This window comes from Ketobacter sp. GenoA1, assembly GCF_003671475.1.
Taxonomy (GTDB): domain Bacteria; phylum Pseudomonadota; class Gammaproteobacteria; order Pseudomonadales; family Ketobacteraceae; genus Ketobacter.
In genome coordinates this window covers 242,581-269,081 of record NZ_RCHM01000009.1, presented here as the reverse complement: position 1 = coordinate 269,081, position 26,501 = coordinate 242,581, and the positions used below count along the sequence as shown (strand labels likewise).

21 protein-coding genes are annotated in these 26,501 nt (G+C 50.2%); 12 read left to right on the top strand and 9 right to left on the bottom strand.

The genetic code is table 11. The features are described 5' to 3' along the window. Positions 1–12: 12 nt before the first annotated feature. From D9N13_RS02590 to D9N13_RS02565, 6 genes are all read left to right on the top strand, one after another. A complete protein-coding gene (locus D9N13_RS02590; RefSeq protein WP_290585477.1) occupies positions 13–798 on the top strand; it encodes a CbbQ/NirQ/NorQ/GpvN family protein in 786 nt (261 codons plus the stop codon). 233 nt (positions 799–1,031) lie between these two features. After that, positions 1,032–1,631 carry an Hsp20/alpha crystallin family protein gene (locus D9N13_RS02585; protein ID WP_290585475.1) on the top strand — a complete coding sequence of 200 codons (600 nt, stop codon included), beginning with the start codon at positions 1,032–1,034 and terminating at the stop codon, positions 1,629–1,631. A gap of 165 nt (positions 1,632–1,796) precedes the next feature. Beyond that, on the top strand, positions 1,797–3,092 hold the full coding sequence (locus tag D9N13_RS02580; RefSeq protein ID WP_290585472.1) for a cation:proton antiporter: 1,296 nt from the start codon (positions 1,797–1,799) through the stop codon (positions 3,090–3,092). 63 nt (positions 3,093–3,155) lie between these two features. After that, positions 3,156–4,409 (top strand): RNA polymerase sigma factor, encoded by a 1,254-nt coding sequence (locus tag D9N13_RS02575; protein ID WP_290585470.1) that lies wholly within the window; start codon positions 3,156–3,158, stop codon positions 4,407–4,409. A 192-nt stretch (positions 4,410–4,601) separates the two neighbouring features. After that, on the top strand, positions 4,602–4,970 hold the full coding sequence (locus D9N13_RS02570) for a YciI family protein (protein WP_290585468.1): 369 nt from the start codon (positions 4,602–4,604) through the stop codon (positions 4,968–4,970). A 192-nt stretch (positions 4,971–5,162) separates the two neighbouring features. Next, entirely contained in the window at positions 5,163–5,672 is a 510-nt protein-coding gene (locus tag D9N13_RS02565) for a pyridoxamine 5'-phosphate oxidase family protein (protein WP_290585466.1), read from the top strand. Here the strand turns inward: D9N13_RS02565 and D9N13_RS02560 are convergent. The 4 genes from D9N13_RS02560 to xrtD all read right to left on the bottom strand — a co-directional run bounded on the left by D9N13_RS02560 (position 5,665) and on the right by xrtD (position 13,211). Continuing rightward, positions 5,665–7,398 carry a hypothetical protein gene (locus D9N13_RS02560; protein ID WP_290585464.1) on the bottom strand — a complete coding sequence of 578 codons (1,734 nt, stop codon included), beginning with the start codon at positions 7,396–7,398 and terminating at the stop codon, positions 5,665–5,667. The two genes, D9N13_RS02565 and D9N13_RS02560, sit on opposite strands and share 8 nt — an antisense overlap. Positions 7,399–7,478: 80 nt before the next feature. Continuing rightward, a complete protein-coding gene (locus tag D9N13_RS02555; RefSeq protein WP_290585461.1) occupies positions 7,479–9,887 on the bottom strand; it encodes a tetratricopeptide repeat protein in 2,409 nt (802 codons plus the stop codon). A 77-nt stretch (positions 9,888–9,964) separates the two neighbouring features. Next, the gene (locus tag D9N13_RS02550) at positions 9,965–11,509 is read right to left on the bottom strand and encodes an MraY family glycosyltransferase (protein WP_290585458.1); all 1,545 of its coding nucleotides are present in this window, start codon (positions 11,507–11,509) and stop codon (positions 9,965–9,967) included. 115 nt (positions 11,510–11,624) lie between these two features. Next, positions 11,625–13,211 (bottom strand): VPLPA-CTERM-specific exosortase XrtD, encoded by a 1,587-nt coding sequence (gene xrtD, locus D9N13_RS02545; RefSeq protein WP_290585455.1) that lies wholly within the window; start codon positions 13,209–13,211, stop codon positions 11,625–11,627. Positions 13,212–13,414: 203 nt separating this feature from the next. Between xrtD and D9N13_RS02540 the strand changes: the two genes are divergently transcribed. From D9N13_RS02540 to D9N13_RS02520, 5 genes are all read left to right on the top strand, one after another. Beyond that, positions 13,415–14,743, top strand: a complete 1,329-nt coding sequence (locus tag D9N13_RS02540) for an ArnT family glycosyltransferase (protein WP_290585453.1) — start codon at positions 13,415–13,417, stop codon at positions 14,741–14,743. 32 nt (positions 14,744–14,775) lie between these two features. Next, positions 14,776–15,972, top strand: coding sequence for an oligosaccharide flippase family protein (locus tag D9N13_RS02535; RefSeq protein WP_290585451.1), 1,197 nt, complete (start codon positions 14,776–14,778; stop codon positions 15,970–15,972). Positions 15,973–16,067: 95 nt separating this feature from the next. Beyond that, positions 16,068–17,222 (top strand): glycosyltransferase, encoded by a 1,155-nt coding sequence (locus D9N13_RS02530; RefSeq protein ID WP_317622445.1) that lies wholly within the window; start codon positions 16,068–16,070, stop codon positions 17,220–17,222. A gap of 11 nt (positions 17,223–17,233) precedes the next feature. After that, complete coding sequence (locus D9N13_RS02525) at positions 17,234–18,352, top strand: glycosyltransferase (protein WP_290585448.1); 1,119 nt, start codon at positions 17,234–17,236, stop codon at positions 18,350–18,352. Continuing rightward, positions 18,349–19,026, top strand: a complete 678-nt coding sequence (locus D9N13_RS02520; RefSeq protein ID WP_290585446.1) for a sulfotransferase family 2 domain-containing protein — start codon at positions 18,349–18,351, stop codon at positions 19,024–19,026. The genes D9N13_RS02525 and D9N13_RS02520 overlap by 4 nt, the downstream gene beginning before the upstream one ends. Before the next feature lie 24 nt (positions 19,027–19,050). Here the strand turns inward: D9N13_RS02520 and pelA are convergent, their stop codons facing one another. From pelA to D9N13_RS02505, 3 genes are read right to left on the bottom strand one after another with little or no spacing between them, the layout of a single operon-like run. Next, the gene (gene pelA, locus D9N13_RS02515) at positions 19,051–20,334 is read right to left on the bottom strand and encodes a pectate lyase (RefSeq protein WP_290585443.1); all 1,284 of its coding nucleotides are present in this window, start codon (positions 20,332–20,334) and stop codon (positions 19,051–19,053) included. 55 nt (positions 20,335–20,389) lie between these two features. Beyond that, positions 20,390–21,850 (bottom strand): hypothetical protein, encoded by a 1,461-nt coding sequence (locus tag D9N13_RS02510; protein ID WP_290585442.1) that lies wholly within the window; start codon positions 21,848–21,850, stop codon positions 20,390–20,392. Between the two features lie 56 nt (positions 21,851–21,906). After that, positions 21,907–23,220, bottom strand: coding sequence for a hypothetical protein (locus D9N13_RS02505; protein WP_290585440.1), 1,314 nt, complete (start codon positions 23,218–23,220; stop codon positions 21,907–21,909). Between the two features lie 266 nt (positions 23,221–23,486). Here D9N13_RS02505 and D9N13_RS02500 point away from each other — a divergent pair, with 266 nt between their 5' ends. Beyond that, positions 23,487–24,683 carry a glycosyltransferase family 4 protein gene (locus tag D9N13_RS02500; RefSeq protein WP_290585436.1) on the top strand — a complete coding sequence of 399 codons (1,197 nt, stop codon included), beginning with the start codon at positions 23,487–23,489 and terminating at the stop codon, positions 24,681–24,683. Positions 24,684–24,702: 19 nt separating this feature from the next. On the opposite strand, the gene D9N13_RS02495 is transcribed toward D9N13_RS02500, so the two are convergent. Next, positions 24,703–25,734 (bottom strand): TIGR03790 family protein, encoded by a 1,032-nt coding sequence (locus D9N13_RS02495; RefSeq protein WP_290585434.1) that lies wholly within the window; start codon positions 25,732–25,734, stop codon positions 24,703–24,705. Positions 25,735–25,737: 3 nt separating this feature from the next. Continuing rightward, complete coding sequence (locus tag D9N13_RS02490; RefSeq protein ID WP_290585431.1) at positions 25,738–26,490, bottom strand: CpsD/CapB family tyrosine-protein kinase; 753 nt, start codon at positions 26,488–26,490, stop codon at positions 25,738–25,740. Between the last annotated feature and the right edge of the window lie 11 nt (positions 26,491–26,501).

The following is a 26,501-nucleotide window of genomic DNA, read 5'->3' as shown; positions in this document are numbered from 1 at the left end:
ATAGGGATCAATATGAACGACAGGTTCTATAAAGCCAATAAAAACGAAGTGGAACTGTTCAAGCAGGCAGCGGAACAACGGCTCCCTGTGATGCTTACCGGGCCCACAGGATGCGGTAAAACCCGCCTCATAGAGCATATGGGTGAAGTACTGGGGCGCCATGTCATTACCATCAGTTGCCACGATGACCTGACCAGCGCTGATTTAGTGGGGCGATTCATGGTAACAGGTGGCGATGTAATCTGGAGTGACGGACCGCTGACCCGGGCGGTGAAAGAAGGCGCAATCTGCTACATGGACGAAGTGGTGGAAGCCCGTCACGATTCCCTGGCGGTTCTGCATTCACTCACAGATCATCGGCGGACGTTGTACCTGGATCGTGCCGACGACGTCATCCAGGCTCCGGATACCTTCATGCTGGTCTGCTCCTACAACCCGGCCTACCGCAGTTCGTTAAAGGAACTTAAGCCTTCATTCCGTCAGCGCTTTGTTACCGTGGCCATGAACTTCCTGCAACCCGAGCAGGAAATTGAAGTGCTGATGTCCGAAGCCAATATCAGTGAAAGCATTGCGAAAAGATTGGTGAAATGTGCCACTGCCATCCGGGATGCCGATGATGTTTTCCACTTTGAACCACCCTCAACCCGGGCTTTGGTCACCGCGGCAAAAATGATAGCGGTTGGCGCCAGCGAGCTGGAAGCCGCAGAGGTTGCCATACTGGCCCCCCTCAGCAACGACGGTGCAGTGACTGATGGGCTGAGTGAAATCGCTGCAGCCTGCTTGGCACACACTGAATAGGCACCGCCAACGGGCAGGAGCGGCGTTTCGGAGCAATGCCGCCCTGAACAGGTAAGACTGGCTGCCGTGGCTTGAAAATCGATAAACCGAACCCACATTAATAATCGTAAACGGGGCACTGTCTATTCAGAACGCCTTAGTATCAACTTTGAAGAGCAACAAGGCCGAGTAATGTTTGCTTAACCATTCTCTTTATAACCAAAGCATTCTCTTTTTAAACAGGAGGATTCGTTATGGACTGGAAAAAGCTTAACCCCTGGAACTGGTTCAAACATGAAGAGTCAGGTAATCATGCCGCGGGGCAGATACCGGTCAAACGGGAGGCCCATTCTGCGGCGATGCCTGAAACCGGTGATCACTACCTGCAACCCATGCTGCAGTTGCATCGCGACATTGATCGAATCTTTGAAGACACCTTGCGTGGGTTTGGTTTTCCCTCGCTGGGTTCACGGCTGAGCAATATTGCCTCAGGTGAATCAGGTAACGCATTTTATGCGTCGGCCTTCAGGCCCAGCTTGAACGTGTCGAGCGATGATGAGAGTTATCAAATTACGGTAGAAGCACCGGGCCTGAAGCAAGACGATTTCTCCATCGAGATCAATGGTGACGTAATGACCATTCAAGGCCAGAAGCAGGAGGAAACTGAAAATAAAGACCGCCACTTTTATCGTGTGGAAAGAAGCTACGGCTGCTTTCAGCGGACCCTCGCCTTGCCTGAGGATGCATTGACTGAAGATGTCCGTGCGAACTTAAAGCAAGGGGTCCTTACCATTACCATTCCCCGCAAAGAACTGCCCGCCGGCAGCGTAAAAAAAATAGAAGTCAGCACTTAACCAATAGGCAACGCAGCTGGCGAGCCCATTGGCTCGTCAGCTTTGTCTTTGAAAGCAGTTGTATAGTTGCCCAGCCCACATAATCACCTAAGCCGATTTTAAGGAACTTTTACACTGCAGTGCAGTATCAGATAGGTATGGGTCAGAACTGAAGGAAGCGAGCATATGGACATCCCGCAGTGGTTTGTTCTGGTTGGATTACTGCTGTTGCTCATGGGGTTAACAGCACCCGCCATCAAACGGATACCGGTCACCTCCGCCATCATCTACCTGGCGGTGGGCATTATTCTTGGCCCATCGGTACTGGGGCTGTTTCACATCAATCCCATCGAAAACGCCAAAGCACTGGAATTGCTCACCGAGGTGGCGGTACTGATCTCGCTGTTTGCCGCGGGCGTGAAAATGCCCGTACCGGTGTCATTGGAGCGTTGGCAAAGCCCGTTTCGCCTGGCGTTTCTTGGCATGGCCGTGAGCGTGGGTTTGGTGGCTGCCTTTGCCCATCTGGCGCTGGGGCTGTCCCTGGGCGCGGCCGTGCTGTTGGGTGCGATCATCGCCCCCACCGACCCGGTATTGGCAACCGATGTTCAGGTGCGCCACCCCGGTGATCGGGATCACCTGCGTTTTACCCTTACCAGCGAGGCCGGAATGAACGACGGAAGCGCCTTTCCGTTTGTGATGCTGGGGCTGGGGCTGTTGGGCGTGCACGATCTGGGGCGCGGTGGTGATGACTGGATTCTGTACGATGTGTTCTGGGCTACCGCAGCCGGCTTGGGTATCGGTGTGCTGGGTGGCTATCTTCTGGCGCGGCTGGCAGCGCCCCACTACCAACAGGCCGGTAAGCCCGGTGTGTTGGGGGATTTTCTTGGCCTGGGCCTGATCTGTGTTGTTTACGGTACCTGCCTGCACCTGAATGCCTGGGGATTTTTAGGTGTATTCGCCGCTGCGGTTACGTTACGGCAAACCGAACATGCCCTGGTGGGGGCAACACCGGAACGGGAGTTTAAGTTGCAATCTGAAATACTGGGCGATGATACCACTGAGGTAGGCACGCGCAGTTTGAGTGAAGCATCCCTGATCTTTAAGGAACATCTGGAGCGGTTATCGGAGGTGTTGTTGATCCTGCTCATCGGAGGCACGCTTTTTCTGGATTCCTGGAGTTGGCGAGCAGTGGGGTTGGCGTTTTTCCTGTTCTTTGTTGCCCGCCCGCTGAGTGTATTCATCAGTTTTCTGGGTACCAATACTCCCTGGCGTATTCGCTGCTTGTCAGGCTGGTTTGGCGTTCGGGGCATCGGCTCTCTGTATTATCTGGCTTATGCCATACAGCAGGGCATCGACGACACGGTTGCATTGCAGCTTACCCATTTCACGCTGATCATCGTTACGTTGTCCATCATTGTGCATGGTATGAGTGTAAAACCACTGATCAAGCGCTTCTGGACGGAAAGAGGGGTGTTGGCCTAAGGTAACGCCCACCCTGTGAACGGATTGGCTAATGCCTGCGGATTGGCGCGGTACAATTGACCCATGAATACGACCTCCCTGAAACAACGCATTGAGGCGATCTACCGCGATGAATCGCGGCGGGTGCTGGCCACACTGATCCGCCTGCTGCATGGCAACTTCGACCTGGCCGAGGAATCCCTGCAGGATGCTTTTATGGCTGCGCTGTCACAATGGCAACAGGATGGCATCCCGGACAACCCCCGCGCCTGGCTGGTGTCCACCGGCCGTTTCAAAGCCATTGATCGCCTGCGCAAACGCACCCGCCAGGATAATCACCTGGAAGAACTCGCCCTCACGCTGGAATCCGAAATGCAAAGTCAGCTGCTGGTGGAGGATGAAACCATTGAAGACGACCGGCTGCGGTTGATTTTTACCTGTTGCCACCCCAGCCTGTCGATGGAAGGCCGCGTGGCCTTAACCCTGCGGGAAGTCTGCGGCCTGACCACGGAAGCGGTGGCGGCCGCTTTTCTGCTGCCGGTACCAACCCTGGCCCAGCGCATCGTCCGCACCAAAAGCAAAATTCGCGACGCCGGCATTCCCTATGAGGTACCGTCCCCTGAGCTAATGCCGGAGCGCCTGGAAGCGGTGCTGCCGGTAATTTATCTGGTGTTCAACGAAGGCTATTCTGCCTCCAGTGGCGCACAACTGACGCAGCGGGATCTGTCGGCGGAGGCCATCCGCCTGGGCCGGCTGCTGCAGGCTTTATTACCCAATGGCGAAGTCACTGGTCTACTGGCCTTGATGCTGCTGCATGACGCCAGGCGTGGTGGCCGCACCACCGCCAGCGGCGACCTGATTCCACTGGAAGAGCAGGATCGTACTCTGTGGAATCGCGCCCAGATCCGCGAGGGCTGTGATCTGGTGATCCAGGCGTTGCGGGCGGGGCCACCCGGGGTCTATACCCTGCAGGCCGCGATTGCCGCCGTACACGCCGAAGCAAGCAGCACTGAGGAAACCGATTGGGCGGAAATCACCGGCCTGTATGATGTTCTACTGCGCATCAATCCCTCCCCCATTGTGGCGCTGAACCGTGCCGCTGCCATCGCCATGCGCGATGGGCCGGAAGCGGGCCTGCAGGCAATGGACAACCTGACAGAGCATAAGGAATTACGCCGCTATCACCTGCTCTACGCCGCCCGCGCCGATTTGCTGCGCCGCCTGGATCAAACCCAAGAGGCCATTCAGTGTTATCAACAAGCCCTGGAGCTGGTACAGCAGGAGCCTGAGCGACGTTTCCTGCAGCAGCGCCTGAACACTTTGCAAAAAAATTCATAAAATTTTGCCGGCGCTGTCGATTCTGTGGATGGACGGGCGACTAACCGATAAACCCACCAAACACGGATGAAGAAACACATCATGAGTTACATCGATGGCATTATTCTGGCTGTGCCAAAAACCAATAACGAAAAATTTGTTCAACACGCGGAAACCGGCCACAAACACAGCAACAATGTGAGGAATCAATGAATGAAATACCTATGCCTGGTGTATTACGACGAAAAGAAAATGCAGCAACTCACCCAGCAGGAGTGGGACAACCTCAACCAGGAATGCATGGGCTGCGTGGAGGATTTAACCCAGGGTGGTTATTTTCTGGATGGTGCACCCCTGCTTTCCACAGACACTGCAACCACCCTGCGCATGCGTGACAACAAGCCGCTGATTACCGACGGCCCTTTTGCCGAAACCAAAGAACAGCTCGCCGGTTTTTATATGCTGGAGGCCCGGGATATGAATGAGGCCATTCGCCTGGCGGAAAAGATCCCGCCGGCACGTTACGGCTGTGTGGAAATCCGCCCGGTTCGGGATCTGATGGCACAAGACAATCTGCGTTAACACAGGGAAGGCCATGACAGCTTGCTCTGCTGACTGGCGTTGCCTTTATGATATCTTTATACCGGTACAACAAAGCCGATATTGCATCTTTATGGCAACTTTGATGCACTGGGAAGCAGTAATGGCTTGTGCCTATATAACTGATTTTAAGTCACAACTGGATTTAAATCACAACTGAAAAAGGAGAGCGCCATGACGAACGTAATGAAGCAAATACAGGCTTCGCCTGAAACGGCGATGTGGCAACAGTTGGAGAACGTCACCGCGGTCATGCTGGGTGTGGAGGGCAAAGATACCTTTATGTCACCCATGGCGCCCATGGTGGATGCAGAAGAAAAAATCATCTGGTTCTTCACCAGCAAAGACAACAAGCACTACGGCAGCATCGATGGCGGCTGCCAGGCGCAAATTTGCCTGGCCAATGAAAAAGACAACTTCTGGGCCTGTATCAATGGCTGGATTGCGCCAGAAAACGATCGAAAGGTTATGGAAAGATTCTGGTCCGCCAAAATTGAGGCCTGGTATGAACACGGCATCAAGGACGACAATATACTGTTGCTGGCTTTCCATCCGGAAGCAGCGGAATTGTCCTGTTCCACCACAAGCATGCTGCGTTTCAACTGGGAAATCGCCAAAGCCAACCTGACCCATCGCGAGCATCCCCATGTCAGCACCCAGACCAGAATAAGCCTGGTCAGCTGACCCGCGCTATGCGCATTCCCAGTAAAAAGGCCAGGAAAAAGAGGTTGAAGGCACCGCCACTTCCGCCGCCCCCATCCCCCCCGCCATTAGCATTGCGATCGGGCTGGGGATCGGAACTGCTGTCTTCAACAGATTCAAGCGCATAGCCAAGAAGCGCGGATTCCTCTGCGTCTGTGAGTACAAGATAGGCCAATTGATACGTTCCGGCTGCCAGGGTAAGGTCGCCGGAACCGGCCATTCCAATTAGCCCATTGGGGTAATATTTTCTATAACGGTTTTCCTCACCATACAATCCGATGGCCACCGCTGATGCCGCCTCAGGAAAGCTGTGATCCGCAAGTGCCAGTCGATAGGTTCCCCGGGCCACCTCCAGGTTTTGGATCAACACTAAACCCTCCCCGGCATTCAGGTAGCCCTCCCCCAATAGACTGGAGCCGGAAACAACTCGACTTCGCAATAAGGCATTTCCGTTATTGACCACGGTTGCCTGTCCCAATAAACAATAGGTACCGGGCGTTGGAATAGGAACATCAATCTGGCTATCGCCATACACTACTTGGGAGCTGATTCCATAGGCGCCGTCTGTAACCGCGTAACGCACAGATTCAACCGAGTTCACAAACTCCAGGTCATCTGAGTATATGGATACGACCTCTGGAGAGTTGACCTGAAACTCACCTATAAGGCGCACATTCCCCACCGGCAAGCATGTTGAAAACTGAGTGATACCATCATCACGTCGCTTGATTTTAATCCCCACCCCCGCGTTTTCCCCGCCGGGATGGCTTATGTACATTTGGTAGCTGCCTTCGAGCGTCGCGGGCAGCACGTGTTCATTTTCAGGAGACAATGTAAACCAGTTATCACCCTGTTCCAGCGTAACGCCATAGGCTGCATTACCTGCCCCCAACAACCATACGGACTCCAATAGATATTGAGCTTTTGCAAAATCATCTGTTTCACCCAAAGCAATGACTTCGGGGGGATTGGTGACGTTGTCAGCCTTGAGATTTACCTTATCACCATAGCGTTGTTCTCCCACTTGTAACTGCCAGAAAAAGCCGGATGCACCGACATCGGGGAGCGCAGCAGCAATGGTTAGTGAATACGTGCCAACAGGTAACGTAACGGCGTCACTCATGCTGTGCGAAGTCAATGGAAAAGTTGCAACAATGGCCTCATCAGAATCGGTAATCAGCACCACAGGAAACGCGATGTCCGCAAAGAGATCGGCTACATCAAATTGTTCAAATCCCGTGTAACGAAACTCAACCTGAGATTGCCCGTTATCTACAACAAACGGCTGCTGAACGGTTACTGAGTCGCTGTCTTCTTCAAATAATATCTTGCGGGCAGACAATGACTCATTGTAGAGCACGTTTCCCGTATCGGTCTGCAAATTTAATAGCAGCTCGGCAACTGGCTCCAATCCCAGATCAGCGTAGGCCAACAAACTATACTCACCTGCCGGCAAATCAACATAGTTACCCGCCGCACCAAGCGCCACGGCCGAATAGGTATCCACGCCCCGCGCCAGTATTGCACTTCCATTGACTGGGCCGCCTCCAATAGCAATTTGGGAATAGGCCAATCGAACACGGGTTGGTTCGGTGACACTCACGGATTCGATCACAGTTTGTGTCGAACCTTGTACCCAATAAAGGCCCTCTTTGGCTAGAGCCCCGTATACCTGACTGTTCAACAACGCACCCAATACCAGTGCCAACAGTAGCCTGGCCATCATGATCCCCCCCGACCTATTGCTAGGTTGCACCCAAATGCCTCTCAACATACATTGAATTTTTCCTATAACGCAGATAGCTTCTCTTCCAACGCCACCAGAGTTTCTTCCGCTGTACTTTTACCCCGAAACACTGCACCGTCCTGCAAGGCAACTCTAAGATATTGTTCTGCCTTCTCAAATTCAGCAATTTTGTAGTACGTCATGCCAAGGTGAAAATTGATCTCGGGGTGCTGGGGATAAGCTATCAAAGCACGACGAATCAAGGGTAATGCCTTGTCGTAGTCACCTTTTGAATAGTAAAGCCACCCCATGGTGTCTTTATAAAGTGGATTTTCGTCTGCCAACAACTTCTGGCCCAGTCGCATTGCCCGCTCCTGTACACCCTCGTCCGTATGATCCATGGCAATCAATACCATCACCAGGTTATTAATGGCAGCAACGTTATCGTCATCTGCGGCGACGATACTCTCATACTGTTTAAGCGCTTCGGCCAGCTTATTCTGGCGCTCGTATAACATGGCCAGTTCCATTTTCAAGCGCGAATCACCACCCGTTTTGTCAATGCCGAGCTGCAACATATCGACCGCAGCGGCCACATCCCCCACCGCCATCTTCGCCAACGTCAAATTCCGGTACGGGAGCCACCAACCGGATTGAGCCTTGACCGCCTGCTCGAACGCCAATTCGGCTGCTTTATATTCTTGTTTTGCTAAGTGAACCTCACCTTTGAAATTCATGGCCGGAGCATTATTCGGCTGCTGCTTTACAACCTCTGCCAGCCAAGCACTGGCCTGATCTAATTGTTTTAAGGCAAGTAAACTACGAACTTTTGCAGAAAGAGGCTCGATGGCTTCAGGAAGCAAGGCAAGTGACTGATCAAAATAGTCAATCGCCCGCTCATGCTTGCCTTCGATCTGATAGCTCAACCCTGTATACAACGGATATATTGGGTTCTCAGGTTTCATCTCCATCAGTTCAAGGGACAACTCACGGGATGCACCGCTTGCATCGGCAGCCAAATAAGTGGAAGCCATTTTCTGTTTGATGAATTCGTTATTGGGGGAGAGGCTGTCAGCAATCTTGTATTGATCTAAGGCTGGCTCCAATTTACCCGAAGCGGAATACAGCTCCGCCAATTGAAGATGTGCCTGGACATCGCGCGGGTCAAGGTTGCTCACCGCCTTTAACATTTGAATCGCCAGATCCGAGTTCTCGTTCAATAGGTAGGCATGAGCCAAAGCCTTAAGAATCGAAATATTTTCGGGATTGGCATTGAGCACCGTACGCAAATCAGAAATAGCGTTGACGGCATCTTCCTTATCCAGATACATCTTGCCTCGAAGCGTCAATGCATCGATATTTCCTGGATACTCTTTCAAAACGTCAGCCAGATATGTTTCCGCCTGATCCAGCTTTCCCTGTCGCTCCATCAAATACGCAAGTCGGGTGCGGGCACGAGTGGATACGGAATCATTCTCACTCAGATAGGATTGATACATGGATTCTGCCGTATCGTATTGTTTACTGTTTACATAAAATTCAGCCAGCTTGAATTTCAAATCAAAATCGTCGGGATAGGTTGCGATAAATTCTTCCAGCGTGGATTTCGCTTTGTCCTGGTTCTTGCGCATCATGTATAAATCGTGTAGCGCAATGATGGCCTCAGTCTGGTTTTCGCCAGAGGCAATAATTTCCCGATAGATTTTTTCGGCTTCTTGTTCGCGGCCAGTTCTTTCGTAAAACAAAACCAGCTTGTGTTTGAAAGCCACGTTTTCAGGCGCTATCTGGGTCAGCCTTTTAAGTTCTTCTTCGGCCAGTATGAGTTGGTTTTTTGACAGATAATAATTCGCTAACATGGAATGTAGGGTGATGCTGTCCGGCCACACATCCAGAGCCTTTTCCAGTACCGACAGCCCCTCCGCAGCCCGGTTGTTGGCCACCAGCAAAGAGGAATACAACACCGTTGCATCCAGGTCATGTTTATCCAGCTTATGGGCTTGCTCCACTATACCGAGTGCCTTAGATACATTCCCCTCTTTGGCAACGGCGCCTGCCTTGAGAGTAAGCCCGGCTACACTGGTGGGCTCACCTGCCAGTATCGTTTCGGCCAGCTCCATGGCCATGCTGTACTCGTTCGCCATGAGATAAAGCTGCCCCAGCTTAACCTTGGCTTCAACGTTATCCGGCTCAATCTCCAACACCGCCCGATAACGCCCCACCGCACCACGCCAGTCCGCCAATTTCTCCAAAGTACGGGCAAAGCCCATCAACCCATTCACATCCTTCGGATCAATCTTCAATACATTTTTATAATTGATCCGCGCCTTCTCATAGTCTTGTTCCAGAAAACTCTGCTCTGCTTCGGTCAAATACTTCTGTTTACGGGATTCCTGTCCATCGCAGCCTGACAAGGTTACGCCAAACAGCAGTATTATACAGAACGTTCGTATGTAATTAGTGATCATAGTCATGTGAATAATCTGGGTATCTGAATTTAACAAGGCCCACACCATGTCACACTTTCAAGGCAAAAAAGTGACAGCACAGATTACTGCACCATACCTTTCGCTGCGATGAACAGTGCTCCACCAGCCAGCACCAACCCGATCGCCCGGAATCTATAGTAAATTCCGCTACTTATCACATATTCGAAAAGATACAAAAGTACGACAAACTTGATCACCTCCAGCGGCAAGTGATCGATGTCAGATGAAGACCGGGCAAAAACAGGCAGCAAAAGAGCCAGTAGAATCAACAGCACGTCCAGGGGGCTGGTTTCAAATCTGCGGGTGGACTGCTGCGTGGAAATGGTAAAGAACACCCATACACTGGCTACCACAATTAATGCCCATTCCACAGTATAAATCAGAGTCGCAGCGGTCTGGCCCCGGTAACCCAGATAACTCAATAATGCACAGAATGTGTAGACACCCAATCGATCGACCCAAGGTGTGTGCATAGTCCGGGTAATACTGAAGGTCAGGGTAATAGCGAGTAAAGCAGCCAGCAGACTGACGTCAAAGCTGATGGTGGCGGAGGTGATTCCGGTAAATGCAATCAACAGAACCAGAACGCACAGAATGTACAACGGCAGATAACGTTCAAAGTCCAATGTCCGCAGCCCAAGCCTAATGCGGGTGAATCGCGCAGACCAGAACATGGTCCACTGTTCACTTTTATCAAACTGAAAGTTCTTTATCTCCAGACAATGAAAAACCAGGCCAACAGCCAACAAATAACCAAAAAAAATACAACCCGGCAACCAATCGCTGGCATAGGCAGATAAAAACGCACTGATTACGAAAGCCGATTGAATAAAATAGAGAATCACTACGGTTTCATAATGGCTGAAGCCAAGTGCCAAAAGACGATGGTGCATATGATTCCTGTCCGGTGAGAACGGTGATTTCCCCGTCAGCACCCGCTTCAACATCACGGTGATCGTGTCCAATAGAGGCAGACCAAGCAGCAGCAGAGGAACAGACCAGGACAGGGCCGGATCGGCAATCTGGGTTAACAGAATCAGTTCAACCCCAAGAATAAAGCCCAGAAACTGACTGCCGGTATCCCCCATGAAGATGGACGCAGGATGCGAGTTAAAGCGCAGGAATCCAAGCACCCCCCCCACCACGGCCATCGCAACATACAAAATATAGTCGGCTCCGGCGTTGTAGGCCAAAATACCAATCAAGCCAAAACTGAGTAGAGTCGTCCCTCCGGCCAGACCATCAAGGCCGTCCGCAAGATTCAGGGCATTGGTTACCGCCAGCAAACAAAGCAAGGTAAAGAGCCAGGAAACCAACAAAGGAAGCTCACCCAACAAGGGCACATCAAGCACACGGATATCACCCCAGCCTACCACCAAAATACCGGCCAGAGCCTGGCCGAGAAACTTGTACTTGTAGGAGATATCACACCGATCATCCCACAAACCAAACGCGGCCAGCACCAAAATGGAGGCGGTAATGGCCAAATATCGATTTTCAAAAGGTAACCAGATTAGTAACGAAATCATGGCGCCCAAAACAATGGCTACACCTCCGATTCTGGGTACCACCTTCTGGTGTACCTTACGTTCATTAGGTATATCCACGGCACCTATCACCCCAGCCCACCGGATCAACGGAGGAATTGACACCAGAGTGAACAGCATCGCTACCAGCAGTGAAGCATAAAATGCCATAAAAAACCTGTACAGAACGCTGATTCTAATCCGGTATGTGAGCTGACAAATCGCCCGAGATTTGCTGTATAAACGCCAGCAGTTCCTGCTCTTGCGCGACGGGATCATCGAACTCGCCCAATTCGGTCATCACCCTAACCAGCGCACCATCTGAGCGCCCCTGCGTCAAGCGATCCCAGAAAATCCACCATTTGGCCAAAAATTCGTTGGTAATAATTCGATCCCGCCCCTGCAGCCAGTAGTAAGCGAGAATTCTTTCCTTACCCTTGGTGATAATAGCTCGATTGGCAAGCAATGGCTTACCATTGAAGTTCACTTCGGGAACTGTACGTTGTTCCAGGGATTTGATTTGCCAGCCCGTACCGGGAAGACAGGAGCGGGGCGAGTGAATGGTACCCTCACCTTCCGCCTGCACATCATAATATGCGGCATACAGATTAATCGTGCTTCCGCTTGATGCTTTGAAATCCGCCAACAAATAGTCATCGAGCTTCAGCTCATCGAGAAAATGCGATTCTATGGCGCCCGGCCTGCCATACCAGTCCCCTTGCAACATAGAAAAGCCACTGAATTTCTGTCGTTCTGGAAAAATCGTTTCCGCCACCTGCAGCCGGATGTTCAGCAGCAAAATGCTCAACAGAATGGCCATCGCCAGAAACCCCTGTACGGGAAAACGTTGATTCACCTGCTCTACCGGCTCGGACGACACCGGTTCACCATAAAGATCAAGTGCTTCTGAGAACGTACGTCGGTCACCAACGGCCCAACTGATCAGTTTCATTTCTATAAACAACAGCATCAGGGCTCCCATAAAAACAACCCACCCTTCAAAATCGTGTAGCACACCTTCGGCCATCTCCTGCCCCCAGTATTCCACTGTCACACCGATCACACCGATTCGAATGCTGTTCATCAAAATGGAGATCGGCACGCTGGACACAACGATAATCACGCGCCGCCACATGGGTGCACGATAGAGAATGGCGATGATCATGCTCAGCGCCATCAGCGGAAACAGGTAACGCAGCCCATTACAGGCTTCGACCACCTGCAACTGCATAACACCCAGATCAATAACATTGCCTTCATAGTACACACTGATGTCGAACAACTGGATGAACCACACGCCTATCTGTGTCGAGATCAATTGCAAGTGGCTGGACATGTTGTTGTAAAGAAAAGTGGGCAGTTTGACCATAAATATCAGCATTAGCAGTGCGGGCCAGATGATCTTAAACCCACGCCACCCCAGCATAGCCAGGGCAAAGCCCCAAATACTGATCACCAGGGCGTACTGCCCCATTGTGGACACCACTGCAAGCCGACCGCCAATCAGCAGCAGCCCCCCTGCCAGCAATATCATCAAGCCAAACCACGAACCGGTAAACGCTATCGCTGCCAACTGTTGCCGTCTCTGATAGATAAAGTAGGCACTGATAAGAGGTATAAAAAAGCCGTGGCTATACTCCTCCTGCCCATTCCAGGTGTTGTAAAGGGATAACATCACCTTGAAGAAAAGGCCGCCAATCAACAGCGAGCCGACTATCAACGCCCCCATGAACATAGGTGAGCTATTCCAGCGCTGGCTGGGTGTGAGATTGGAAGTGTGCAAATTTGTTCTCCCATGGAATCAGGAACACTCCGTACCGGATCGGAAATGCTATGTCAGAACTGTGTAGGTTATATGAATGAATGCTTGTTCTCTTACCGTCGGGCACCCGCCCCCCTGGCGCCAATAAAAACGTAAGAATTCTGAAACATTGATGCGGCACCATAATAGGTTCTGACCTATATCCTTTTCTCTGCGGCCTAAGAATGTTGGTACAAGCCCTCCGCTCAGTGATCTACCCGACAACAACTCACCGCTTCCACACAACCATTCCGTTGTTATGGCTGGTGGTATTTATGGGTGCATTCCAGGCGACGTATTTGGTTATAACCGGACAAATGAATGCTGAAGGCGGGCGGGAAATGGCTGACATCGCCGAGCGTATGGTGCTGGGCTTCGGCTACAGCTCGCCTTACCTGCCGACAGGAGAAGGCGGACCAACCCGGGTTTCCCCTCCCCTCTATGTATGGCTTATCGGAGCTGTCTACTGGCTGCTGGGAATCAAAACCGAAGCCGCCAACACGGTATTGCACCTAATGAACATTGCTTTCAACGGCATTACCCTGGTAACGCTCTATGATGTAAACAGAAAATGGTTCGGAGAACGCTTCGCGCAGTTGTACGCACTGGTATTCAGTGTACAACCACATATTCTGCTATTGACCGGCGGAATCTGGGAAAGCACGCTCACGCTCATGTTTCTGGCACTGATCCTTAAATACGTTGTTTGCGGTTTTAACCCAGACCAGATCATGCATTGGCTAAAGCTGGGTATTCTGTTCGGGCTGACCGCCTTATGCAATCCCGCCTGGACACTTATGTACCCGTTACTGTGCTTGCTGCTGCTGGGCTCTGCACGACTCCTACAGCAACCATCACGCTCCATTTCTTGCATCATGATCGCCGTTATCGCCTATGGGGTCATCATCTCACCTTGGCTGATCCGCAACCATAACGCGTCGGGCACCCTTAGCTATATTCGCAATATGGACGGTCCGGAACTGTATAAAGGTAATCATCCCGCTGCCCTGGGGGGACACGGTACGTTGTTTGCTGAATATTGGATCTATAAGAGCCCCGAACAACAGCACTTGTACCAGGAAATGGGAGAGGCTGACTATGATCGGTACATGCTCGAGCGGGCAATGTCGATCATAGTAGAGGATCCATTGCGCTATACCGGTAAAATTATAATGAGAATCGCCATGTGGTATAGCGGGGATGTGGATGCATTACTGTACTGGCACGAAGTGGAAAACTGGAAAAAATTTAGCTTTGGAATCGTCCTTACGGCATTTGGAATAGTAACTGGGGGGCTTGCACTCTACGGCACTTGGGCCATGCGAAAATTGAACACTGATCACTACCCGGAGCGATTGTGGTCTTTGTGGATATACGTCTACTTTCTACCGGTTCCGTATTTTCTCATCATTACCGGGTTTCGCTATCAGGCGTCCTTAATGCCATTTACCCTGATTCCGGCACTGTACGCTCTTACCTATCTACAATCAAAATGCGCCCACACTCGTAAATGAGTACGCCCTCTTATCTCCGGTTGCTGAAAAATATGACCGCGTTTGGCGCCATTAAAGGCGGCAACTTTTTGATTCCGTTGGTCACCCTACCCTATCTGGTCAGAACACTGGGTCTTGAGGGCTACGGCAGCCTGAATTTTGCCCTTGCATTAGCTCAGTTTCTCGCGGTCACCATACAATATGGATTCACCATAACGGCAACTCGCCAGATCGCGCGCATTCAGGGTAATCACCGGAAACTCAATATCTGCTACTCGACTTACTTCTATAGTACCTTTTTATTGGCTTTGGTGGGATTTGCCGTCTATCTTCTAATCGTTTTCATGATTCCGGAATTTAGCCGAGACAGCTATCTTTTCATATACTGTGGCTTGTATCTTGCTATGCAAGCAATGGTTCCCGTATGGGCATTCCAGGGCACCGAACACATGCCTATGCTCACCTGGATCTTTTTGTCCACACGGTTACTGTTTCTGGTTCTTCTCATCTGTCTGGTGCAGGATCAAAGTCATGTTATCCGAGTGGCTTTGATTAATATGGTATGCGCATTAATCGCATTACTGCTTGCGTTATTTGTATTACATAAACAGCTCAAATTGCGTCTGATTGCCGTTCCCCTGGGATCGATCCGACAGACAATCAAAAATGGCCGTGACATTTTTATCGCACAATTCGCACCCAACCTTTACAAGAACGCATCCGTGTTTGTGTTAGGGCTCTATTCAAGCGATCTGGTGGTCGGTGCCTACAGTGCCGCACTGAAACTCATCGAGGTAACCGTAACCATCGGCCAGGTAATCTCATCCGCGGTTTTACCAATACTGGCGCGCAATATACAACATCACCGCCTATACAGTCAGGTTATGCTTGGCCTCGGGATACTGTTTACAGCCCTCGTTGTTTCCTTCTCCCACTCTATCGCGGAATTTGCCTTTGACTCAACCCGTAAGGAGCTGGTTATCTGCCTTCAGGTGCTATCCATTTCAATCACATTTGTCTACCTGTACACCACGTTTGGCGTCAACTACTTGATGTTGCAAGGCTTGGATCACCTGGCCAGGAATTTGAGTGTGGCCGTTTCCCTGGTGGGGCTATTGAGCCTGTTGGTATCAGTGCCCCAGTTCGGTTACATCGCTTGCCTGGCTGTGGTGGTAACAAGCCGCATGCTAATGGGATTGGGTAGTGTTGCACTCTATCAACTAAACCAATCAAATCAACGAACCCGATGACAAAAAAGGTCAGCCACGAGCAGCCACAATTTTGCAACCAAGTCACACTATACTGCGGGCCTATCACAATTACACACGTAACAGGATAGCCGTTTATGCGGCTATTTAGCCGCACCATGCAGAGAATCTCCATCTTACTACCATCGTTACGCGGCGGTGGTGCAGAAAGAGTTATGTTGACCATCGCTACTGAACTGGCTGAGAGAGGTCATGAAGTGGATTTGGTTTTGTGTAAGGCTGAAGGTGCCTATATAAATGATGTTCCTGCCAGTGTGAATCTGATTGATCTTAGGAACCACAGGCTGAGCCGGTGCCTGGTTCCGCTGCTGAAGCATATCAGGCGAAGACAACCAGAGGCGCTTCTTTCCACCATGCGTCATGTAAACCTTTTGGCTGTGACCGCAAAACTGATGTCACCCCATTCGTTTAGGTTGATCGTCAGGGAGGCCAATACCATTGGCACACAACTGATGGAGGACAACAATCTGAAAGAGCGGTGTATGCCGTTTCTGATGAAATGGCTATACCCCCGCGCAGACGCAATTGTTGCAGTGTCCGAAGATACTCGAAAGGATCTTATCACCCACGCAGGCATTGATCCTTACCGGGTCCAAATTATTCACAATCCCGTCGTATCCGATCTCATGTTTAAGCACGCTGAAAGCGCCGTAACCCATCCCTGGCTTAAAAGCCACACTGTGCCCGTCATCGTTGCAGCCGGTAGATTGTGCCGACAAAAGGACTTCCCAACCCTGATAGATGCGTTTGCCAAACTGAGACAACATCTGGTAGCTAGGTTGATTATTCTTGGTGAAGGTGAGGAAAGAGCGAACCTGATGCAACAGGCCCGCGCACTTGGAATAGCAGAGCATGTAGATCTGCCGGGATTCGTCAACAACCCATTTTGTTACATGAAACAGGCAGATTTGTTTGTACTCAGTTCTCTGTGGGAGGGCCTGCCAAATACCTTGATCCAGGCTATGGCGTTGGGCACCCCGGTCATCTCCACTGACTGTTCCGGAGGCTCAAGAGAAATCCTAAACAATGGCACATTGGGTGAACTGGTTCCTACCCGTTCCTCGGACCGACTGAGCATCGTGATGCGTAACGTCATTCAATCACGCTTTTCGCCCACCACTACATTGAGAAACAAAAGGGCAATGGCGCATTGCGCAGGCACTTTCGGCCTCCGACCTATCGTTGATCAATACCAGATTCTGGTTTCAACTTTGAGCCTGAGTACCCCGTGAGAATTTTATACGTGATAAAAAAGCTGGAGTACGGTGGCGCAGAATTCCAGCTCCTGGCGATTGCTGATCGCCAGAGAAATCTGGGGCACGCCATCAAGATCATCACCCTGAACATGCCAGAGCCATATTTTCTGGACAAGGTAAAGCAGGCCGATTTGGACTTTCAGTGTGTGGATTTCGATGAATCTTACCAGCTGCCAGTGGCGCTAATCAGGTTACGCAAAGCCATTGTACAATACCGCCCGGACATTGTGCATTCACATATGTACCATTCCAACATACTCACACGGCTTATTTATATTACCTGGAGACGTGCCCTGTTCGTGTCCACCGCCCACAACATACGGGAAGGCAGCAGGTTTCGTGACTGGATGTATCGTATCACCGACAAATTCTGCGATGTAACCACTAATGTGAGTCGTGCTGCCGTTGACCGATACAATGTTGATGGATTGGTACGAAATCATGCATGTGAGCTGGTTGAAAATGGCATCGACACAAACGCATTCCGCCGCGACCAGACTGCAAGGCGGGTATATCGCAAAAAGATGAATTCAACAGATAACTTCATCTGGCTGTATGTCGGTAGTCTCACAACTCAGAAAGATCTACCTAATTTACTGCAGGCATTCAGTCAAATAGCAGAACATCGTGCTAAACCTAAGCTGTATATTGTGGGAGATGGCCCGGAACAACGTTCCGTTTCCTCTCGAGTGACATCCTTGGGCCTGGATGACAGGGTCACTCTGCTGGGAAACCGCAATGATCTGATGGAATGGTACAGCATGGCGGATGGATTCGTACTGGGATCGGCTTGGGAAGGATTGCCCATCGTATTGCTTGAAGCACTCAGCTGCTCCCTGCCGGCCGTTGTGACTAATGTGGGTGGTAACAGCGATCTGGTGGTGGAGGGAAGCAACGGTTACCTGGCCCCGCCACAGAACCCAACATTGCTCGCAGATAAAATGGCAGAGCTAATGAATCTACCAGAGTGTGATCGACAATATTTTGGCGAATACGCCCGCTCCCATATAGTCCAAAATTTTGACTTGGACATTATTGCAACTCGTTGGCGTGAACTCTACCAGCGGCCATTTAGAAATTCACCCTTCAGAAAGCTCATTCCATGATTTCCCACGAGCATCGGTTCATCTTTATCCACATTCCAAAATGCGCTGGCACCAGCATCGAACAGGTTTTCGGGCACCTGGACTCCCATCGCGGCAGAGGTGGACAGGATCATCGCAGCCTGCGCATGCTGCAGCCAGCCTTCAGCAACCTGCATCGACTCCATGAACGTGGAAATCTGTTCGAAGTCGGGCGCCGGTTTAAACATCACCTTTCCCCCAACGTGAGCAATCCCAATAACAAAATTCAGGTCAGCCCTCGCCAATACCAGGACTACTTTAAATTCACCATTGTAAGAAACCCGTGGGCCAGGGCCTACTCATGGTATCGTAATTATATACGTGATCCGCTCCATAAAGGAGCAGCTGGGCAAAGCGATATCTCATTTCATGAATTTTTACATCAACATGCCGGCAGAGGCATGCTCCGTTCTCAACTCTATTGGATAACAGATTACACCGGCAGAGTTGACATGGACTACATCGGCCGATTCGAGAATCTCAATGCGGATTTCGGCACTATATGCAACAAAATAGGAATTGAAACGCCTGATCTCCCTCATAAGACAAAAGGCGATGGAGCGGATTATCGCGACGCCTACGATCAGGCTAACCGAGATCTGATTTCAACGATCTACCAAGAAGAAATAAAATTGTTCGACTACGCTTTTGATTAAGAGTAAAGAGGCATTATTTTTACTTCACTCTGGCGGTACAAAGTCTGGTACTGAAACATCCTGATACTGACGATTATTTATGTGGTTAACTTTTCTTTCGGAAATATACCAACCATAGCTAACCCGTCGCTCATAGTCTATGTCTGCCAGATTCGATTTCGCTATCCCATCCCACCCGGAAAACAATGGTTGAGCTGTTTTGATGCTGTAGAATTGTGCCCAGATCGGTTCTGCCTTTGAATCTCGTACCACCACTTTGTCATAACCAAACCGGCCACCATCAAATCTATGATAGTCAGGCTGTCCGGCAGGGTCTTCCGTATAGTAAAGCGTAAAGATCTGATCCCATCTATCGTTATACACTTTTCTCACTTCGACGTTTTCAATCTTTGCCCAGCGCAACCAATTGATTGCAGAATTGACAGCCGTCTTCATCTTCAGTGACGGGCTCTTGTCACGCAATAAGAGCTTTATTATGCCTATTGTTTCCTTGGTTGAGATGGCAGGCAGCTCATAAATACGCCCCTGTGCCGGCGTATACTGGGTGTCAGGCAGATATTGTTGAGCCCACCCAGTGGGAAAACCATTGACTTCAATCTGCGCATTGAGAATATATTGCATCCCTCTGTCATAAGCGCGTTCACATCGTACCAATAGTGGTTCAGACAGATAATCATATGCACCTTCCATCGCATCAGATAAGGCTGTCATGGCCCCAACCATGGCACCATCATTAAAGGTTACGTATTTTCCGTAGCTACTTAAATTAGGATAGTTTTGCGGCCAGCCACCAAAGCTGTATTGTGCGTCCAGAATGTATTCCAGCCCCCTGATAATCGCCAATTCAAACTCGTCACGTGGGTAATATTGATTGACCCGCATCAGGAACCGGATGTGGGAATGGGTTGCGTTGTTGTCCAAGGTACTGACATTATGATGATACTGCTGTATTTGAGGATAGAAATGATCTGCCGCCGTATCAAACAGCCGTTGTGCGTCATCTTGGGTAAGCAAACTGCACTCGGGGCTGACATTTTTTCTCCAGCCTCCGGACGGCATCTGGAGCATCACTATATTTTCGGCCACTAACAGGGCTTTTCTGGAATTGTAAAAGCTAAGATCTCTATTCAGTGGTATGATGGTGTACCAGCGGCGATCGGTTCCTTCGAGCAAATTGTGCAGACCGATGTAGGTGGCTTTTCGGCTGTCACTATCGTGACATATTTCTGCAACAACAGGCACCGAATATCCCCCCAACATTGCAAGCACTACCCATAAGACACTGCAGTATCGAGATAAAATAATCATATTGCACAACTCGTGTTCAAGTATGACTGCATATCGTTCGGACTACCGACACCTATTACACAAAATTAAACTGCTTTTCTGCCTGTGTATCCACGTGTGAATCGGTATATAGAACGTAGTTAATGCGAATAGAATTGTCCAGTCGAGCAGGGGCATGAATTGGATTACTCTGAAGGGTCGTTGCATGTGACGTTTTCGTATCTCGTCTTGCCAACCACCAAAGCAACACGATACCAATAATAAAGTGGAAGTTGCGGACGATTATGTGCTTCGGGTCTCCGTAGAGTACGGTGTTGGTTGCAACAAAAAGCACTGAGTAACTCAGTAACATCGCCCGTGTTCCACCATAAAAATGCCGGGCGATAAACACATCCAGCCTGCACAGCACGGCCCCAATCAGAAATCCGACGATCACTGCGCCAAGATAATGTGCCTGCATGAATGAGAATGTTACGATATCCACCGGTGCCGCCGTCGTTGAACCCCGCTCCCCTTTACTAACGCCGATTATATTTCTGGTATTGACATCGGTGGCCGTATCCAATCCCAGCATGCCCTGCCAGACACGTGTGGGAAAGAGATAGGCCGGGGCAGCCAGAATATCCTTCATGTATCTTAGGCTGTTAGTCTCATGGGCCCTGGTGAGCGACACAACAGGGTACGAAAGTTCTTTTACAAAAAAGGCCCCAACATTTTCCAAGTTGGATGATTTCCCCCATATAGCGCTACTGGCGGGTAAAACAATTGCCGGAATGATAACAAGCAGTAGCGACCTTCTCAGGGTCTTTAGAGATGGACCGCTTTTATGGAGAAGATAACCAAGCGGAACAATCAATAAAAACATCACCAGACCGAGCCGCCCTTCCCAGCTGTAAAGTATGAACAGTGACACCGCAAATGAGATCGAAAAACCACTCCAACTTAGAACAGAATGTAGTGCCCCTTTGCTTTTGGTCAGTATTATTCCAGAGAAGATCAACACAGAGAAGAAAACAAAGCCACCAAAACGCTTAAGAAATGTATACGGGTTATCTCCTACATCAACCAACCCCGCTCGAATACCTGCAGCCTGCGCCAACAACTGCGAAAAGCCTCCATAGGATCGGGCGTAGAGCCAATAGCTCACCAGCCCGATCACTAGCATCGCCACAGCCACTATTTGATATCGCATCAATGGTGGAACAATCGCCCAGTGTTGATTCAAGGGATTGAGTTTGTCGGCTGGATTGAATGCCCATATTGACAACCAGGTGCCGACAATGACCAGGCAGCACAGCACAGGATAGATCCACGCAAGGGTGCTGTGCTCTGAAACGAGCAATCTGGCATCCGGATTGGCAGCCAGATAGCCTATAAACGTCAGCATGGCGAAACCACCATACCCTACCAACGCAGCCACAAACCAGTCAGCCAGGTACAAGATTTCGTTTGTCCGATAACGAAACAGGGTGCCTACTGCACCAAATACAATGAGCAGGCTGGATGTAATGCCTAATAGTATGAGATTTTGATCCATTCCGACGCAAGCATGAAGCATGGATATGTCAGCATAATGACCAACTCATTACCGGTTTATTCGTGATCGAGATACTTACAGTGCTGATACCAACCAGAAATCAAATAGAGGCGGTATATGTTGCGGGCCAACATTCTGGCGTACTTGTGTCTAGAATTGGCGGTAGCATAACAGCGCTCAAGCAACTTATTGACAGCTGCGGTATTCCACAATGAGCTGGTCAGGATGGTTTCCAGTATCAATTTACGGTTCATATTGATAACTGATGTAAAATTGTAGCTATAACCCATTTTGCCGATTTTATCGCTATCCAGACCAATATGCTCCTTTAGAATACTCCGAAAAATCAGCTTATTCTTCCCGGATGCAGTGTCAAATAGCGCTTTCTCAGGCAGACGGGAAAAATAGCTGGCAACGCTGGAGCTGGAAAACGGCAGCACCAGATTATGATTGAAGGCGTCACTAAATGAACGTACCTTGCGGATATGCAGCTCAGCAGCTGTTATACCGGCATGAATATCCGTTTTATGTTCAACCGCATCCAATTCGCTCCGCTGATCCGAAATTCGGCGCCAATGATCATAAACCGCCTCCCCTGCCGGATATATCCTCAGTGCATCCCTTGTGCTCAGGCCGCTCATTCCATAATGTTCGGCGGGCGTTTTCAGTAACGGAGCCAATCTGCTCTCCGATGCCGTCAGATAACGTAACCACGCCAGCCGGGAACTGTAGTTCAATATGGGCAACATGCGGTAGTCTTTCATACTGGGTGGAATAAAGAGGTAGCAGTCATTGCCACCGCCGTCGATGATATTGGAGCCTGATATTAAGCCCTCCACCTGCAGAGTATACAGCGGATAGGCCAAGGTCACCGGGTCGATACCGGGGAATGGTGCATTAATGAAGAAACTTTCTATAGCCGACTTCTCGCTTTCCCCCAGTCGATCAACCTCCTCCAGTACCTGATGACGAAATCCCAACTTTCTGGCAATGGATTCACTGATCTCACTTTCGTCATTACCCCCATTGGAATGATGGGTAAGCAAGGTAATTCTATCCTGCCAACCAGCCTCAGCGGCGGCACATGCCAACATATTGCTGTCTTTTCCTGCACTGTGAAACAGAAAACTTGGCCTTCCCACCTTTAGCCGCTCAGCCATCGCCGCAGACAGTAATGAGAATATATCCTCTTTGTCTGTACTTACCGGCGGCGCCTCGGTTCGCTGGTTTCGACGAAAAGGGAACTTATGATGGAAGTGAGTGACCACACGCCCTTTCTCAGTAGTTACTTTAAGGCTGTCACCAAACCCCAACACATATACATTCTGGTAGATGGTGGCCGGCGGCGGCACGACGCCGCTTTGCAGCAAAAATGATAACCCTGAACTGGACACCTTAACCCGCACCCTGTCATCACTCAGCAATGCGGTGACGGAGTTGGAATACAACATATAGTCTGGGTGTGTGTAAATATACAGTGGGTTCTCTGCGGCAATATCAGAACGCAGATTCAGCTCCCTCTGACCAGGGTAATAGGTGTTAATCATTTCGCAATCATCTTTCGCTTTAATAGGTGTTTCAATTCGCCGCTTTGCCTGCTTAACGGTACGGTAAGCCTCTATTTGATCACAGTAGTATGAAAAAAATTGTACTGTTCGCCAATACCGCCTGGTACCTCTATAACTTTCGTTTGCCCTTAGCCCACGCGCTTGTTGAACGAGGCTGGCATGTCATTCTGATTGCCCCAAAAGACAGGTACATCGCGTCACTTCGCGATCAGGGGTTCACAGTTATTGAACTCAGAATGAATCGCCGTAGCCTTAATCCGTTGCAAGAGCTGGCACTGATTCTACGCCTGTCTCATCTACTTAAAGGCCTCAAACCTAACGTAATTTTCAACTTTACCATTAAATGCGTTGTCCATGGATCCATTGCCGCGCGCTTGGCTGGCCTGCATCGCAGGGTTAATACGGTAGCGGGGATGGGCTCGGTTTTCAGCTCCCGGCATTGGGCAATGAAGCTATTGAAACCAGCGGTAAGATTCTTGATGAAGCATTCCCTTGCGGGCCGTCACTCCCACTGCATCGTACAAAACCCTGACGATCAGACATTCTTCTTAAACAACGGAATCATTTCACCTGGGCAATTGCATTTGATCAAAGGCTCCGGTGTGGACGGCTCCCGCTTCCAACCCTCCGCATCGTGGTTGGCGCGTCAATCACACACTCTCACCCCAACATCCCCGTATCCATCATGCAGCGGTAACAAGCGCGTACTATTTGCTTCGCGTCTATTAAGATCCAAAGGAATTGACTACTTTATTGGCGCAGCGAAGCAACTGGGTGAAGCCTATGAATTCTGTATTGCAGGCCAACCTGATCCGGGCAATCCTGAATCTCTGCAACAGGAAGATCTTGACCAACTCTGTCACACCAACATTACCCTGCTAGGTCATATAGAGGACATGGCTCCGCTGTTACGCAGCGTCGATCTTGTTGTTCTACCTTCCATGTATGGCGAAGGGGTACCCCGTATATTAGTAGAGGCCGCAGCCACCGGCTTGCCACTGATCGCATTTGACACCGCAGGCTGCCGGGAGATTGTCGTTGATGGCAGGAACGGATACCTGGTCAAACCCGGCAATCAGCAAGCCCTCAACCAGGCGATCCAGTCTATATTCTCCAGCCAACAACACTATCAGACCCTGGCAACCAACAGCCGCCGCCATTTTTTATCGCAATTTGAACAGTGCAGCGTGATTGCAGCGACCATCAATATCATCGATCTGACTGCAGCCGACAATAAGATTCCCGCTACATCTGCTTCCAACTAGCGAGTCAAAACAAATCCGATCAAGGCACCTGAGGCGGATCGATCGATTTTTTACCGTAGGGTGCAGCCATCGGGTCGCCAACAAATACGCCTTGCCCTGGCATCTTTACACTGCGCCAATAGGCGGTCACCAGTGATTCACCTGCCTCAACCGACTTGATCAGCTTCACGGGATCTGGAAACTTACCCACATCGTTGCAAGGCTCAACCACTGTTCCATAACTGGCAGTGGCGCCGGCTTCCAGCCATCTTAACGCGCTCATCTGATAGCTGTCCGTGAGCATGCCGCCTGCAGACGTAAGATGATCTGCCACTGCACCAGGTAGGAAACGATTTGTTCCAAGATAAGGCACTACATGTAACCCGGTAAAATAGAACATCACTCTGGGCTGACCTGTCAAAAACTGAGTTTCCATGAAATGCAGATCATTGTACCTGGATTCATAATCCTCAAAACGGCTTCGATAAGCGGCCGCTCTGACGTTGCGCCTTGCATCTTTGGTCCGAAGCAAATAGGCATCCCCTTGGGGGAAACTGCCATCCGCGCGGCGGCCACGGTCAATTAACTTTTTAACGTCTCTCTCCGACTGGCCAGCCAGCATCATGGATACCACGATGGTTGATTCCAGCATTTCATTGCCACCATTATGATATAGTGGTGATACCAAAGTCGTACTGCAGTCATTTGCACACAATCGCTGATCCACGCCCAGACTCAAAGCACTAGTCACAGACATGCATCCAACACGATATGGCTCGGTCCAGGTCACGGCATAGGCCTTAATTCGAGGCAACGTGTTGGCGACAATTATTCTCCGCAGCGTTTTGAAATCCTCCTCCGAAACTTCACCGCCATTGCTATGAAAGCTGATATAGATGACATTCTCGTCCGGAATCCCTCTGGCGGTCTTATAATACTTCGCCACAGCAAGACTTTGCGGGTCCACATCATTAACAATCAGGCCAACCTGTTCAGGATGAAGGGGCTCCGCCACTAAAGGCTCCGTGTAAAACAGCATTAACCAGCAAAGTCCAATCGCAACTTTGATCATACGCTACTTCGCATTATTTAAAACTGCACCCAATATGGGTTTATCGCCCAGCAACTCAGATATTCTGCGCATATCGGATTTCCGGGTCACCCCCTCTTCAATAATCAACAAGCCTGCATCGTACTGGTCCATAAAGGCCACGGCATCATCGGTTTCCAGTATCGGGGGAAGATCAAATATGATAATTCTCTGGGCATACCGCCCTTTCATCTCTTGCACCAGATTACTCATCCGCGGCGTGGTAAGAAACTCCGATGAGTGAATGATGCGCTCCCGCCCCGGCAACACCACCAGGCTATCAATACCGGGGGTGAACAACATATCAAGCACGTCCGCCTTATCGTTTAGGTAGTCGCCAATACCGAACTCCGGACAATAATTGAAATAGGTGTGAATGGATGGCTGGCGCAGGTTAAAATCCGCCAACAATACTGTGCGGCTGTGTTCCAGTGCAATACTAATGGCCAGGTTTATCGCGGTCAAGGTGGCACCCTGACCCGACCGCGCACCGATGATACCAATGCTGTTCCAGTTATTCTGGTACATGGTCTTAAGTATCTGGGTACGCAGTAGCTTATACGCATGAATAGTATCCTGATCGGCACCTGGCCCCAACAGCCGGTTGCTTTTGAACCAAGCCTGATCCACCTGATGTATCTCGGTAAACTGATAACGATGCGACATCTGGGTTTTCTGCATCGCCGGCTCCCAGCTGGACGGTCCGGATTCCAGAGCCGGACCAAATGTATTATTCATGCTCTTCTCCC